Genomic DNA, 13637 nt, shown 5'->3' with positions numbered 1-13637 from the left:
GCGTGGAGCCTTGCAGTGGTCTCGGCGAGGCGAAGGTCGGTGTCCCTCAATTCGTTCAGAAGGCCGATCCTTCTTTGATTTTCATTGCGTTCCTGCTGCCTGACGGAGTCTTCCTGCTGGCGCCGCGTTCTCATCAGTTCGACCGAGGTCTCGAGCGCCCGGCTCGACGACATCAGCACGGCACGTCTGACGTCGGCGAGCCTGCTGTTGGTCAGGTTGCCCGATTCGAACGATTTGGTGACCCGCGCAAGATCGTCCTCATCCTGTTTCACCGCGGCCGCTTCCGTCTGCTCGCGCTTGAGCAGAACTTCGACCTGAGCCTCGGCATCCTTGGCGGTCTTGTCGAGATAGCTTTGCTCCTGCTGAAAATTGTTCAGCGAAATCTTGAGGCCCTCCGCTTCCGCCTGCGCGACCGCCGATATCAATGCATTCGACAGGGGCGAGCCTTGCGGCGGTTGCATGTCAAATTCTGCCTGGTTCTGAAGTTCGGCGCGGATGCGCGCGCCATGAAAGTAGTCTCTGATGTAGTCCCCCCAGATCGACTCGTAGTCGCGTCGCAGATCAACGGGATCAGGTCCGCTTTGGCTTGCCCGAGACCGCAGGAGACTAAAACCGCCGGCGACGGCAATTGCCTGTCGGACAGTCATGAGTGGCCGGTAAGTCTGCTGCCCTGGTGTCAGCACATCGCCAGTCACATAGATCGGACGGTACTCCGCGATCACGGCCGTGACGTCGCTCGGCTTGATGACGATCATTTGCTCCCGTCCATCAGGCAGGCGCTGATGGACTATCTTGGTTGGCAGCACCGCCTCCATGCGCGTCTGCAATTCGGCCGGCGTCAGCCCGCCAACCGGGATCATCCCGAACTCGGGCAGCGCGATCGAGCCATCCATCTGGACGATCGCGCGTTGCGTTCGCTCCGCTATGGAGGCTATTCCTATCTCCACCGTATCGCCGGGCGACAGCTTATAGGCCACCGGCGCTTCAGCCGCGGCTGCGATATCCAGGGCCAGGCAGCCGGCAAGGGCTGCAAAGAGAATTCGGCTAACGAAGGCCATCGATGGCAATCTCCCTTTAATTCAGGCCCGGCTGCTGCGGCCAATCGATATGGGCGACGAATTCGTAGACCGGCCCACCAGGCACCCCCCAATTGCTCGACCAGATCACTTGCGACCCATCAGGGGAGGGTGAGGCATGTGTCTCGCTCCAATAGTCGAACGGAGCGTTTCGCGTCTGCACGATGCGTCGGACCTCCTGACGACCGTCGACACGCAGCGCGATCACTTCGCGCGTGTATGGCGCCCAGTCCGGGTGGCTCCGAACCTCATCGGGATTGCCCCCGTAACTTATAAATGCCCATTCGGGCCTGTCCAAAGCACGCAGCGACGTATGCTCGGCCTCACCGTACTTCGTGAGCGACGTGACCTTTCCATCGGACAGCCGACGCTTGATCACCTGATATTTGTCCGGAGCGGATTTGCTGGTTCCGACGTAAATTTCGCTGCCATCCGCATCGAGAGTCAAATCGCCATGGCCGGGCCGATGATGATCCTTCCACGTTTGGCGCAGGGTGCCGTCGACTGCGAAAATGGCTCGCTGTTCGGTGCCGTCGACCAGATTTTGGAAACACAGGATGTTCTCTCCGAGCGGAGAAATGGTGCAGGAACTGGTCGTTCCGGCAACCTGGGCGAGATCGATGTCCGGGTATTTCAGACGCCGGTCGATGTCGTATGCGAAAACGACAGCAGCTCCATCATTGCGGGTCGCGCGTACGGCAATGCGGTTGCCGTCACGACTAGGATTTCCCTTGGACGGGCCGAATTCGAGATCCCGATATTTCGTTGCGGAATACACTATGTCCTCACGATTGGTGCGGGGCGCCCAGATCGAAATCTTTTGACCATCGACACAGATCATCATCTCCGCGTTTCGAGGGCGCCATTCGCACTCACCCGACTTGTTGCGATGAAACAAAGGGAGGTAGGTTTTCCCGTCGAGGAAACACATGCCGTTGCAGCCGTTCATGAGGACGAGGAGGCTCTGATCCGCATTCCAGGCTTGCGCGCTCGAGTAGCGATGACTGCAATATATTTTGCCGCAGACAATTCCGCTGCCAAGCGCTCCGGGCTGGGTGATCCGAGTAAAGCGGATCCCTGTCGCCGGATCAGTTGCAGGTTTCAGATAAGCGGGCAGATCCATTGCCGGCTCCGTGCCTGCCGCACCGCTCGGCCGGTTTCCGGCTGTGTGCAGCGCCAGCAGAGCGGCCATCAACAGCAAAGCTGGTATGAGCCGCGGAAAGGTCATGTCATGTAGCTCATTTCGCGTCGGACGCGGCCTTCGCTGAGGCGCGAGCGCCACCACTCGATGGTCTTTTCCAGACCATCACGCAAGCTCGTATGTGCCCGCCATCCGACTTTACTTTCAAGGTTCGAGGAATCGGCGAGCAACGCGCGAACCTCGGAGTTTTGCGGCCGCATCCGGCTTTCATCTCGACGAACTGGTTTCCTGGTGCCACTCAACTCGAGCACCAACTCCAAAACGTCCGAGACACTGACGGCGCGCTGGCTGCCTGCATTGTAGGCATGGCCAAATTCAAGCTCGGCCGCCCCTGCCGCCACAAATGCCGCAGCAGTGTCCTCCACAAAGGTAAGGTCGCGGATAGGGCTGGTGTCTCCGACCATGATCGCCGGACAGTTCTCGTCCAGAGCCTGCCTTATGATGGTCGGCACGATGGCCCGCTCGCTCTGGCGCGGCCCGTATGTATTGAACGGTCGCAGGATGACCACCGGCACATCGAAGGACCTGGCATAGGACGCCGCCATCATGTCTGCGCCGATCTTGGATGCAGAGTAGGGGGACTGTCCCTGCAGTGGGTGGGATTCGTCGATCGGCATGGTCAGAGCGGTGCCATAAACCTCGCTCGTGGACGTATGCACAATGCGTTCGGTTTCCCAGTGGCGTGCCGCTTCGAGGACATTCACGGTGCCCAGCACATTGGTTTCCACATAGGATTGGGCAGCCGCGTAGGAGTAGGGAATCGCAATCAGCGCAGCCAGGTGAAACACCGCCGCCTGGCCGCGCACGATCCGGTTGATGAACGCGCTGTCACGAACATCCCCGCGAATGCATTGCAGCTGGCCTCGAACGTGGTCGGGTAAATCGTCCAGCCAGCCATGGCTGTCGAACGAGTTGTAGAGGGCCAGTGCCGTTACATCGGCGCCTTCGTGCACCAGCGCTTCCGTGAGGTGGGATCCGATAAATCCATCCGCACCCGTGACCAGGACCTTCCTGCCGTGATAGCTCACGACTGCGCACTCCTTTGATCGTGTGAGCTGTCAAACTGGCGAACGAACAACAATCCATTCATGCCAAACTCTCCTCACTTTCCAACTCTACCCACTTGCCGCGGGAGGCAGGGACACGCCGAAAACCGCCCTGAAGCCTCGCATTATCCAGACGAGGTCCGATGCAATCGTGCGCCGCGGATAGTAGGCGAGGTCGATCGTTGCCTTGGCCGGGAACAGGACCTCTCGATAAAACAGGAGCGGATCAAGGGAGGGCGGGTAAAAACAGGCTTCGTGACGGAAGAGAACCTGGGTCGGGCCGAGCAGGCCAGGCTTCCACTGCAGGACGGCTTCATTGCCGCCGCGGAAACAATCGGCGAAGGCAAGGCTTTCCGGCCGCGGGCCGACAATTGCCATGTCTCCCGTAAAAACGTTCCACAGTTGCGGCAACTCATCAAGTTTCGTTGCCGCGAGAAAACGGCCTATCCGCGTCATCCGGCTGTCATCGTTCATGGTCAGCGCAAGGCCGAAAGGATCGGCTGTTGTCTTGAATTTGCGGAACTTGTACATGCGAAACGGTTTTGCGCCGGCACCCAGGCGCGTCTGTGCGAAAAGCACGGGCCAACCACCCTCGACAAAGAGTGCAACAGCAATCAGTAGCATCAGCGGAGCGAGTGCCATTCCCGCTGCTGCGGCGAGGATGATATCCATCGCGCGCCTGGCAATTCCGTGGCTGGTGCCAGCTACGGCGGGCCGATGCATCGTCACGTCGAGTGCGTTCATGCCGCGGCTCCCGCGCGCCCGCTGCTTTCAATCGCGGTGGCCAACGCAACAACCACCGACTCGATCGCACTTGCCGTAATTTGCGGGTGTAGTGGAATCGTCAACTCCCGCTGCGCGAAATCCTCGGTCTTCGGCAGATGGATTTCAGTGAACATTTGGCGATAGAGCGTCATCTGGTGCACGGGCGTATAGTGGATTGTGGTCTGTATTCCCTTCGTTCGCAGATGGTCGATCACCGTTTGCCGGTCGACGTCATGTGGCAGGAGGACAGGCATGATGTGATAGGCCGAGGTCCGCGGTTTGCAGAACGGAACTGTCACAGCCGAGCAATAGTCTGCGATCAGACGTCGATAGAGGACGACCAATATGCGCCGGATTTCATTCCATTCCTGCAGGTTCTGAAGCTGGACCAAGCCAATAGCGGCGCGCAATTCATCCATGCGGTAATTGAACCCGAGCATCGTCACATCGTATTGCGGCGTGCGGCTGTTCAGCCGCTGATGTGTGCCGCTGGTCATCCCATGTCCGCGAGCCTGGCGGATCGCTTCACGGAGCTGTGCATCCCGGGCGATTACGGCCCCACCTTCCGCGGTGGTCATGTTCTTGTTGCCGTAGAAGCTAAAGGCCGCGGCCGCACCGTAAGTCCCCACCTCCTTAAGGCCGGGAGCATGCGCGGCATCCTCGACGATATGCAGTCCTCGCACACGGGCAAATCTCTGCCATTCTTCCCGGTCGGCGAGGTAGCCGGCAAAGTGGACGAGAATGACGGCCTTGGTGCGTCCGGTGCACTTGGCTTCCGCGTCGCTTAGGGACATCAGTGGCACTTCGGCCGACTCTATGTCGACGAATACCGGTGTTGCTCCTACGTAGAGCACTGCATTCGCGGTCGCCACGAAGGTCAGCGAGGGAACCAGAACTTCGTCTCCGGGACCGATCCCAAGTGCATGGAGAATGAGATGCAGGGCGGCGGTGCAAGAGCTGACGGCAACGCAATCGACCGCATCATGCACGGCCGCGAAGGCCTCTTCAAAGGCTCGTACCTGGTCCCCCATCGTCAGCCACCCACTGTCGACAACTTTGGCCAAGGCCGCCTTTTCCGGAAAGCCAAGAATAGGAGCGCTGACCAAGAGCATTACGACCTCCTCATGTTGGCGTGGTCGAGCGTTCAGCCCTCAAGCGGCCGCTGCCGAGACCTCGATCGATGCGGACTGCTCTTCCCAGGCAATGGTTTGTGCGTTTTGAAAATCTTCAACGCGTCCGATATCCAGCCAAAGGCCGTCATGTTTGTAGACGTGCACATTCGTGCCGTTTTGCATCATCTGCAGCATGAGATCGTCGAATCCGAAGGCGATGCCGTCAGGTATAAAACGAAAAACGTCTGGATTCATGCAATATATTCCCATGCTTACCAGATGGGATAGCGTCGGTTTTTCACGAAATACTTGAACGGTATTGTCGACCTCGTCGATGACGCCGAAGTCCATCTTGATGACGCGGGATGCGGTGGCTATGGTGACTGGATCCGTGTGTGTGCGGTGTGATGCCACAAACCGGCTGAGACTGAGATCGGTAAGTACGTCCCCATTGAGAACAATGAACGGCTCGTCCAGTTCCTCCCTGATCAGGGAGAGCGGGCCAATGGTGCCGAGAGGTTCCAGTTCCTGGGTGTAGCGTATCCTTAGATTCCACTGGGATCCGTCCCCGCATACGGTGCGGATCAAGTGCCCCAGATAGCCGGTCGTGACGTAGACTTCCTGAATGCCGTTCCGCCGCAGCCACTTCAAAAGCAATTCAAGAACCGGTCGAGCACCGATCGGCATGAGAGGCTTGGGCAATATGGATGTGAAAGGCCGAAGGCGTGTTCCCATTCCACCGCACTGAATGACCGCTTTCATCTCGTCCTCCTATTGATACGACTGTCGCGGTGTGATGGGTCCAACCCACCCGGCCGGAAGGTACGCCAGTGTTGGTTTTGCCTCTCCGGAGTGCAGCGATGGTAAGTGGCGCTTGAGAAGGCGTCGTCGTGCATTTGAATGGCACTTTCCCGGCCTTTTGATTCAATATTCCAGTTGGCAGCGCATGGGCGCGGCAGGGCGATCAGAGCTGGGAACTGTTCACATGTCCGGCGCCGGCAACGACCTTCTCGGAAGGGCATCGCTACCGTTCGTACGAAAAAAACACTTCAACATCTGGCCCTGAAATGTGTGCGATTGTAAGCTATATTAGAAGGTTGAAATGTGCCGATGGGCGGCGGCGAGCGTCGACATACGGGGGATCAGCGGGCGGCTGATCTGTGTTGGGTCACCGTACAGTCCATCCAAAGGGAGGTTTCGGCAGCTAGGGACACATGCGGGCTGCCAAAAGGTGGGTGGTTCATGTATCGTATTATCATCGCCGATGATCACGGCTTGTATCGTCGTGGGCTGCGACTGGCTTTGATGGCCGGCATTCCAGACTTGGAAATATTCGAAGCGGCGTGTTTTGATACCGTCATAAGCTTGCTTGAAGATCAGGCGCCTGTTGATCTCGCCATCATCGACCTGAACATGCCGGGACTGTCCGGTCAGGACGACCTTCGCGACGTCTTACCGGCTCATCCCGACACACGGTTTGCAATTGTCTCAGGGACCGATTCACGCGCCGAGATTCTAACTGCCCTCTCGATTGGACTTCATGGCTATATCGTAAAGTCCCAAACGGACGAGGAGGTGGTCCTGGCGGTGAACGAAATCCTGGCTGGCCGCATTTACGTTCCGGCACTTCTTTCACAAAGGTCCAAGGAGTCGGTGCGCCTTCCATCCGAGGCTCCCACGCAAATGCCCCACAGGACCATCAGCGTCAACAATCTGGGCAGGCTTACGTCCAGACAGAAGGAAGTCCTCAGGTTGATGGCTGAAGGTTACTCGAACAAAGAGATTGCCCGCTCTCTTGAAATTGCAGAAGCGACGACGAAGATTCATGCGGCTGCCGTCCTGCGCGAACTTGGGGCACGAAATCGGACGGAAGCCGCGGTTTTGCTGAAGACATGGGCCGCCAGGGACATCAACTAGCGCCGATTGCTTTTGGCGGCAGCCGGACCGAATATTTCAGTCCGTGATCCAGCATCTCAAGCTTGGAAGAGTGGCCCACGATAGGCTCACCGTCGGCTCCGATAATCAACGACCCAAAGCCACGCCGAGCCGAGGTGGAGACCCGGCGCTCTCCCGATTCCGACCATTCAAACACTATGTCGGCGCCGGGCTCCTGGGCCACGAATTGCCACACGACCTCGATCCGTCCTGCCGGAGTGCCGAGAGCCCCATGCTTCACGGAATTGGTCGTAAGCTCGTGAACGATCATTGCGAAGCTCTCAGCCGAACCCTCAGCCATTTTTATTTCGGGTCCACTGATCGAAATGTCATGCGTCCCCATATAGGGCTGCAACTCCTGAACGATGAGGTCACGCAGGGAAGCCGACAGGCTGCCATCGCGTGAAAGAAGCAGATGCGTCGCCTGGAGTGCGCCGATCTTTTCGATCAGTGTCTGCTTATAGCTGGCGATATCATTGTCGGGGGCACCAACCATATTCACAAGCGCCGTGATCACCGGAAACAGATTGTTGAGCCTATGGCGCTGTTCAAGCATAGCCCGCTCTCGCTTCTTCGCCGCAGCCCGCAGCAGAATGGTTATGCGCCGATCGGTGAGATCCGCGGCGACTCCTATTCGCTGTGCACGACCGTCGCGCAATTCGTCCCGTCCCCGAAGAGCAATCCAGCGGATATGTCCGCCAGTTCGCCTGATGCGGATCTCAGCGTCATAGTCGGCGCCTGATGCAAGCTCTCCCGGGGCCATCAGATTAGGCAAGTCGGCCGGGTGAACGACCGCAGTCAATTCCTGCAATGGACGGCTCGGCGCGGGTGCCAGCCCCATCATTTCCCAGAACGCGGCTGAGCCCTTCACGGACCCGCTCTCGAAATCTATGCGCCATGTTCCCAACCGGCTTGACGATAGCGCCAGGTCCAACCATTCCTTCTGAGCCCGGAGTGCCTCGCGGGCGGTTCGCTCTCCCGATATGTCGTCCACCACTACAAAAATGCTTTGAGGGAGAGCATCGGCTGGCACGGCCAAAGACAGGGCCAATCTTGTCCACAAAATCGTGCCGTCTCTTCTCAGGAGACGGATCTCGGAGCCGAACGAAGTCGTGTCTTTCAGGCGAGTCAACGCTTCCGCCAAGGTGTGGTTGTCGTCGGGGTGGACGAGTGCGCTGAGCGGCAGACTTGAAAGCTCCTCCTCGACATACCCTGTCATTTCACAAAGACGCTTGTTGGACCGTTGCAACTCTCCGTTCTCATTCATGTTGGCAAAGCCAATGGCGGCACGTTCGAATGCCCAGCGATACCTGTTTTCGGTTGCTTCCAAGGCCGCGAGTCTAGCCTCCGCAACCTGCAAAAGGGTGCGGTAGTCCTGCCTCTGCCGGTGGAAAGTCAGGGCGATCATCCCCCCTGCAACCAGCAGCAGAATGGCTTGAACCCAAAGGCCGACATCGATTGGATGGTGCAGGACATCCCGCGTCAATAAGCCGACGGCAACCATCACAAAGGTTGCCGCAAGAGCGATCATGCGATCTTCGAGATATGAGATGGCAATAATGGCGGGAACAAACTCAAAAAAGCCGATGTCGTATGCCACAGAGGTCGGCAGCGCTGTCTCGACCGCAAGTGTCGCTATCAGGAGCGACATCGAGGCAAGGCGGGTCAGCAACTTGCCTGAGCTGTTCGGATGCAAACTGAGCGAATGCAAACGCATATGCCAGACTATAACCTTCTGACTAGTCCGTCGAGATTAGACCGAAAAGCGTACAGACTAGTCCGACCGCAGGATTGTTCCCCGGGATTGTAGCGCGCATTTTGTCCGATGTCGGGGGCGGATCGGACCGCTACTCTCCAAGCGACCTGACTGACATGTTTAAGGCACCTCCTTTTGACTGGGAGGCGTTGCCGTTTTGCGGGAGGTAAGAAAATGGCACTGGTTGGTAGGCAAGATGATGGAATTCTTGGTCGCCAATATGGAAGTTTCGGGGGAAAGCCTGTCTCCGCCTTGAGAACGCAAGGTGACCATGCTTCCGCTTGGCATCAAGCACCACAACGGTTCGACAGCGTTGCTGTCGAGCCACGGCAGAGCAGCCTTGCATCTGTTGTGAGAATGCTTGATCGCATCGGTTGTGGCTACCTGATCCTGAACAGCGACAGGAAGGTCATGGAGTGGAATTCAGCCGCTCAAAACACCTTGGAGCGCGAAGGCGAGGCAGCCGATACGGCCAGCAAGGTATTTGCTGCGCTGAGACGGCTGATCGCAAACGTGCCGGGCAATTTTTCTCCTGGCACGCTTTCATGGGTGGTGATCCGAGGCATGGGCGACAGGCCCCTGATATTGAACGAGAAGGGCATAGCAACGCCTGACGCGACAAGCATCGTGGCGCTGCTGGATCGTGAAAACAGGTCCGGGCCAAATCCCCAGACGCTGCAAAGAATGTTTGGTCTGACGAGTGCCGAAACGCAGCTCGCACTGCGCTTGGCGCAGGGCGATGCCCCTTTGGAAATAGCCCGCAAGCGGCGCTTGAGCCGGACCACGATAAGGTCGCAGCTGGCGTCGCTGTTCGCCAAGACCGAAACACGGCGACAGGCGGAACTGGTAGCTCTTCTTGGGCGCATATGCGTTTTGCCGTGAGGCAAACGCCTTTACCATGCGCGCGCACAACAGGCTTGTGCGCGCAATCTGTCGCTGATGTGCTTGTCGGCCAGCCTCACCTTACCGCCGTCGCGTGCGCACCCGGCCCAATCTTGGGCGGATTGCAAACACGTGATTAAGCACGTGCCAGCCCGCCACCTTCATGACCGAAGGCCGGAAGATCTGAATCCCATCCAGGAACGTGGTCAACCAGGACTGCTGGTGGAACCGCATGGGAATACGAGCAACCCGCAGCGCCCGCAGCAATGTCTCGGGAGGCGGGAGATGGTTGCGGTCTTTGATGAGATTCCAGTTAAGCTGCTTGACGGCGAGAGTCACTTCGTCGACCTCGCGGAAACTCTTTGACGTGGTAATGCTTGGATGGCTCGTTGCATCATAAAAGGTAAGCGGATCGCTTATCGCCACCATGTCCCCATGGCTGGCTAGATCGACGAAGAACAGTTGATCCACTCCGGCCGGAATCTCTTTGTGCGTGCGCATCAAGCAGCCGGCACGAATGACGTCGCTGTTGATCAGCAATGTGGATGGAATGATCCCCAGGCAGCGTGTCGCGCGCACCAGATAGAGGTCCATCAGGCACTGCTGGCTGGAATAAAGGGAGATCGCTTCCTGCTCCTTGGGGACTTGGCGAAATCTCACTCGCTTGTCCTCGATTATGTTTGCGGCTGACGTCATGAAGGCGACCGACGGGTGCTGTTTGGCAACTTCGGCGAATGTCCTGAGTGCACCTGGCGCAAGCCAGTCATCGTCGTGCAGTAACTTGATCCACCGTCCAGAGCAAGCCAGCATAGCGTTGTTGGTGTTCTCCACCTGACCGCGACCTCGGCTGTTCTCGATGATGCGGATGCGAGGTTCGCTTCGTGCATAGTCGGTCACGATAGCCCAGGTCTCGCCCTCCGGTCCCTCGTCGTCGCTCACGACCAACTCCCAATCGGAGTAATCCTGACCCAGGACGCTGTCGATCGCCCTGCGGATCGTATCGGGCCGGCGAAAGGTTGGTATCCCGACAGAGATAAAAGGGCGTGACCATGAGACATCGGCACGGTCATGCTGGGTGACCGCAACTGCCGCTTGAAGATTGTCAACCGACGACGAATTCATGGTGTTTTTTCCTCGAGACATTCATGTTGGATGCACGTTGCAGCGCCTGCTGGTTGAGGGTCGTGGGTCAACAAATACAGCGATGCTGCCATTTTCAGAGCGAAACCCGACGCGCCGCCGGCGGCCATGAAATAGATGACGGTGACTGGCTGCCAGCCCGCCTGGGCGCCGGCGAGCAGCGGGCCAAACACGAGAACTGCTCGTACGAGGTCGATGACCAGTCTTGTTCCTTGCCGCCGTAACAGAGCGGGAACGTCGCTAAGCGGAGTAGACAACGCTTGTGCCGCGCCCATCAGCGCCAGTGCGGTCATGATTTCCGCGGTGGGCATCCAAGGCTCGCCCAGGAGCGGAACGACCACATAGGGCGCGGCGAGTCCAAGCAGCAATATCGGCACCGCGGTAAAGCCGGCAGCCAGCAGGAGAAGCCCGCGTGCCACGCCAAGCAGGTGTCCACGATTGTTGTTCTGGTTTGCTTCGGCGACAAAAACATTGCTGAGCGGTGAAGCGATCAGCGTCACTGGACCGGTAACCAGGCGCGTTGCCACGCCCAAATATCCGGCAAATGCGGTGCCGAACAGCCCACCGACAAGAACTGCCGGAAGATTGTTGATCGCTATGCTCGCGAGTGTTGCGGGGATATCGAACAGAGGAAATTTGTATTCCCGCCGGGCCTTTTCGAACACCGCACGCCAAGGTGCCCGGGCGATGCCGCGCAAATCCTCCCAGCTCGTCACCCGATAACCGATATACCCGATAAAGACGAACTGGCTCAAAATATGGGCATGGATCATCGCTTCGCCGCCGAGGTTGGCGATGCCGAAAACCAATTGCAGTGCAGCCATGCTCGCCGGCAGGATCAGCCGCCCAAGGGCAAAGTCGCGCAAAAGCCCGGCACGCAGGCTCCAGCAGTTCATGGCTTCGACCAGACCTGCGCCTCCCATTCCGATCGGAATGAGCCAGGCGAGCGAACCGAGGCGGTTGGGAGCAAGGTTCGACAGCATCTGTCCGGCCGAAAAGGCCAGGACGGTGGTCACGAACACAGCCAAAAGGATAAGCTTGACCGTCACATAGGCCTGGGCGCTCCCCTTAACCCCATAGAGTGACGCCTCGAAGCGCAATGCTGCGACCCCGGCGAGTATGTTCACAATCGACAGATAAATCGTAAAGATGCCGAAATCCGCAGGCGAATAGAGCCGCGCCAAGACCGGAATCGCAGCAAGAAGGGTGAGTTGGCCGACAATTGCCATCGCCGACACTTCACCAGCTGCACGAATGATCGAACCGATCGTGCTCGGCCGAACAGCGATGATGGCTGTGTCGGCCGCGGGAACCATCTTGGGTCTCAGAAGGTCGCTCAGTGCCATCGGTTCGCGCTTCCGAGGGAGGCAAATATCGGGGATTGCCGCAGCCTACGATGCACACCGAACCTTGCCATCATTCACCTGAATGACGCGCTCTGCGGACAGGCTGCACCCTGAATCGTCCGGGCCGCTCCCTGGATGAACCGCCCCCGGATCGTCCGCGGCCCAAGGACGAGCCTGTGCTTGGTCATGCTATCTGCTCGCGCAAGAGGTCGGCGCTATCCTCGAGCCGATATCCGGCATGTTTTTTCAAGTTCACTTGCGTGAGGACGCTGCCGACGGGTACCGCAAGAGAACCGTTGCCCTGAAGGAGTTCCAGCACCCCGCGAGCGAGGGTACGTGGCGTTTTCCTCCATCGGACGGCAAAAAGCACCGCATCAGCCCATCCAGCCAGAAATTTGGCTTCCGGCCGCCCGAGCGCCGACGGCAGGTTTATGATGACGATGCGATAGGTCAAGTGCAGATCCGCCATCACTTTGCCCCCATCCTCGCAGGACAACACCGCCAGCAGATCGTCCGACGGAGCAGCGGTCATCACGTCGATGCCGATTTCATGCAGACTGGCCACGGCGTTTTCCAGGTTGCTGCGATTGCAGACATAGTCAGCGAAGGAATGGCGGCTCTTGCGCTCGCTGAACTGATGCAGGAACTCGAGCGTGAGTTGAACGCCCTTGCGTTCAAGATCGATCAAGAGAACACGACCGCCCATCCGCGTGCCGGCCAGCGCCAGACTCCATGCGAGCTCGGTCCCCCCATCCTCCGGGACGCTGGAGGTGACAAGCGCCGTGTACGACGAACGAGCCCTCAGCGCATTGGGCGCCGCAGCAATCAGCAACGACGTCACGGCGCGGCTATAGGCGGAGCTGCGCTCGCCCAGGACAAGGGTTCGCAGTCGTTTGGCATGCACCCTGCCTGCTTCGGGAATCTGCCCCATACATGGAACCTTGAGCACCGCTTCCGCCTCGGTCTCACCGCGGAAAGTCCGATCGAAGTGATTGCGCATCGTGACGAAAATCGCGCCCAGTATAGCGAACACAATCATCCCGGGCGGAACAAGGAAGATGGCGGGCAAGGTCTGCGGGATGGTCGGCGGCCATGCCGCCGATAGGATGGAAATTCCAGCCGAGGGAACTCCGATACGCCGCGTCAAATCCTGTTGCCGGCCAAGAAGTTCGTTGTATCGCTGGGTCAGCAAACTGACCTGCGGCTCGAGAACCCGCAACCCGGAAAGCCGGCTGGCGGTGTCGGCCATGACCGCATCCAAAATGGCCTTCCGGCTCTCAAGAGTGGCGATCTGGGCACGGAAAATGTTTGCGTCCGCAGCAATCTTGTCGATGCCTTGTTCGACCTTGCTTTCGGTCATGTTTCTGAGTTCTTGGTC

11 protein-coding genes and 1 pseudogene are annotated in these 13637 nt (G+C 58.5%); 2 read left to right on the top strand and 10 right to left on the bottom strand.

The window, feature by feature from the left end:
- The 6 genes from EN914_RS06995 to EN914_RS06970 form a co-directional block, all read right to left on the bottom strand.
- On the bottom strand, window positions 1-1058 hold a 1058-nt coding region (locus EN914_RS06995), incomplete at its 3' end, for a polysaccharide biosynthesis/export family protein (protein ID WP_164778672.1).
- A 16-nt stretch (window positions 1059-1074) separates the two neighbouring features.
- Window positions 1075-2304 (bottom strand): hypothetical protein, encoded by a 1230-nt coding sequence (locus EN914_RS06990; RefSeq protein WP_032898876.1) that lies wholly within the window; start codon window positions 2302-2304, stop codon window positions 1075-1077.
- Window positions 2301-3305: an SDR family NAD(P)-dependent oxidoreductase gene (locus EN914_RS06985; protein WP_024502427.1), complete on the bottom strand. Its 1005-nt coding sequence runs from the start codon at window positions 3303-3305 to the stop codon at window positions 2301-2303. Before EN914_RS06985 ends, EN914_RS06990 begins: the two co-directional genes overlap by 4 nt.
- Before the next feature lie 87 nt (window positions 3306-3392).
- Window positions 3393-4067: a sugar transferase gene (locus EN914_RS06980; protein WP_013533117.1), complete on the bottom strand. Its 675-nt coding sequence runs from the start codon at window positions 4065-4067 to the stop codon at window positions 3393-3395.
- On the bottom strand, window positions 4064-5200 hold the full coding sequence (locus tag EN914_RS06975) for a DegT/DnrJ/EryC1/StrS aminotransferase family protein (RefSeq protein WP_013533116.1): 1137 nt from the start codon (window positions 5198-5200) through the stop codon (window positions 4064-4066). The genes EN914_RS06980 and EN914_RS06975 overlap by 4 nt, the downstream gene beginning before the upstream one ends.
- 39 nt (window positions 5201-5239) lie before the next feature.
- Complete coding sequence (locus EN914_RS06970; protein WP_013533115.1) at window positions 5240-5962, bottom strand: sugar phosphate nucleotidyltransferase; 723 nt, start codon at window positions 5960-5962, stop codon at window positions 5240-5242.
- 480 nt (window positions 5963-6442) lie between these two features.
- Here EN914_RS06970 and EN914_RS06965 point away from each other — a divergent pair, with 480 nt between their 5' ends.
- Entirely contained in the window at window positions 6443-7117 is a 675-nt protein-coding gene (locus EN914_RS06965) for a response regulator transcription factor (protein ID WP_013533114.1), read from the top strand.
- Here the strand turns inward: EN914_RS06965 and EN914_RS06960 are convergent.
- Window positions 7110-8852 (bottom strand): PAS domain-containing protein, encoded by a 1743-nt coding sequence (locus EN914_RS06960; RefSeq protein WP_024502428.1) that lies wholly within the window; start codon window positions 8850-8852, stop codon window positions 7110-7112. The genes EN914_RS06965 and EN914_RS06960 overlap by 8 nt on opposite strands.
- Window positions 8853-9065: 213 nt before the next feature.
- Here EN914_RS06960 and EN914_RS06955 point away from each other — a divergent pair, with 213 nt between their 5' ends.
- Window positions 9066-9773, top strand: coding sequence for a helix-turn-helix transcriptional regulator (locus EN914_RS06955; protein WP_024502429.1), 708 nt, complete (start codon window positions 9066-9068; stop codon window positions 9771-9773).
- A gap of 81 nt (window positions 9774-9854) precedes the next feature.
- Here the strand turns inward: EN914_RS06955 and EN914_RS06950 are convergent, their stop codons facing one another.
- The 3 genes and pseudogenes from EN914_RS06950 to EN914_RS06940 form a co-directional block, all read right to left on the bottom strand.
- Complete coding sequence (locus tag EN914_RS06950) at window positions 9855-10895, bottom strand: glycosyltransferase family 2 protein (RefSeq protein ID WP_024502430.1); 1041 nt, start codon at window positions 10893-10895, stop codon at window positions 9855-9857.
- Window positions 10892-12259 carry an oligosaccharide flippase family protein gene (locus EN914_RS06945; protein WP_024502431.1) on the bottom strand — a complete coding sequence of 456 codons (1368 nt, stop codon included), beginning with the start codon at window positions 12257-12259 and terminating at the stop codon, window positions 10892-10894. Before EN914_RS06945 ends, EN914_RS06950 begins: the two co-directional genes overlap by 4 nt.
- A 184-nt stretch (window positions 12260-12443) precedes the next feature.
- Window positions 12444-13637, bottom strand: a pseudogene (locus tag EN914_RS06940) (exopolysaccharide biosynthesis protein); the annotation flags it as partial.

It is taken from the genome of Mesorhizobium sp. M7A.F.Ca.CA.001.08.2.1 (genome assembly GCF_003998455.1).
Classification (GTDB): Bacteria; Pseudomonadota; Alphaproteobacteria; order Rhizobiales; family Rhizobiaceae; genus Mesorhizobium; species Mesorhizobium ciceri.
The sequence above is the reverse complement of the archived record's forward strand: the minus strand, read 5'-3'. Positions and strand labels throughout refer to the sequence as shown.

Coding starts and splice junctions, on each gene's coding strand:
- EN914_RS06965 (WP_013533114.1), top strand. CDS start 6,443: ATGTATCGTATTATCATCGCCGATGATCACGGCTTGTATCGTCGTGGG.
- EN914_RS06945 (WP_024502431.1), bottom strand. CDS start 12,259: ATGGCACTGAGCGACCTTCTGAGACCCAAGATGGTTCCCGCGGCCGAC.
- EN914_RS06975 (WP_013533116.1), bottom strand. CDS start 5,200: ATGCTCTTGGTCAGCGCTCCTATTCTTGGCTTTCCGGAAAAGGCGGCC.
- EN914_RS06970 (WP_013533115.1), bottom strand. CDS start 5,962: ATGAAAGCGGTCATTCAGTGCGGTGGAATGGGAACACGCCTTCGGCCT.
- EN914_RS06960 (WP_024502428.1), bottom strand. CDS start 8,852: ATGCGTTTGCATTCGCTCAGTTTGCATCCGAACAGCTCAGGCAAGTTG.
- EN914_RS06990 (WP_032898876.1), bottom strand. CDS start 2,304: ATGACCTTTCCGCGGCTCATACCAGCTTTGCTGTTGATGGCCGCTCTG.
- EN914_RS06950 (WP_024502430.1), bottom strand. CDS start 10,895: ATGAATTCGTCGTCGGTTGACAATCTTCAAGCGGCAGTTGCGGTCACC.
- EN914_RS06955 (WP_024502429.1), top strand. CDS start 9,066: ATGGCACTGGTTGGTAGGCAAGATGATGGAATTCTTGGTCGCCAATAT.
- EN914_RS06980 (WP_013533117.1), bottom strand. CDS start 4,067: ATGAACGCACTCGACGTGACGATGCATCGGCCCGCCGTAGCTGGCACC.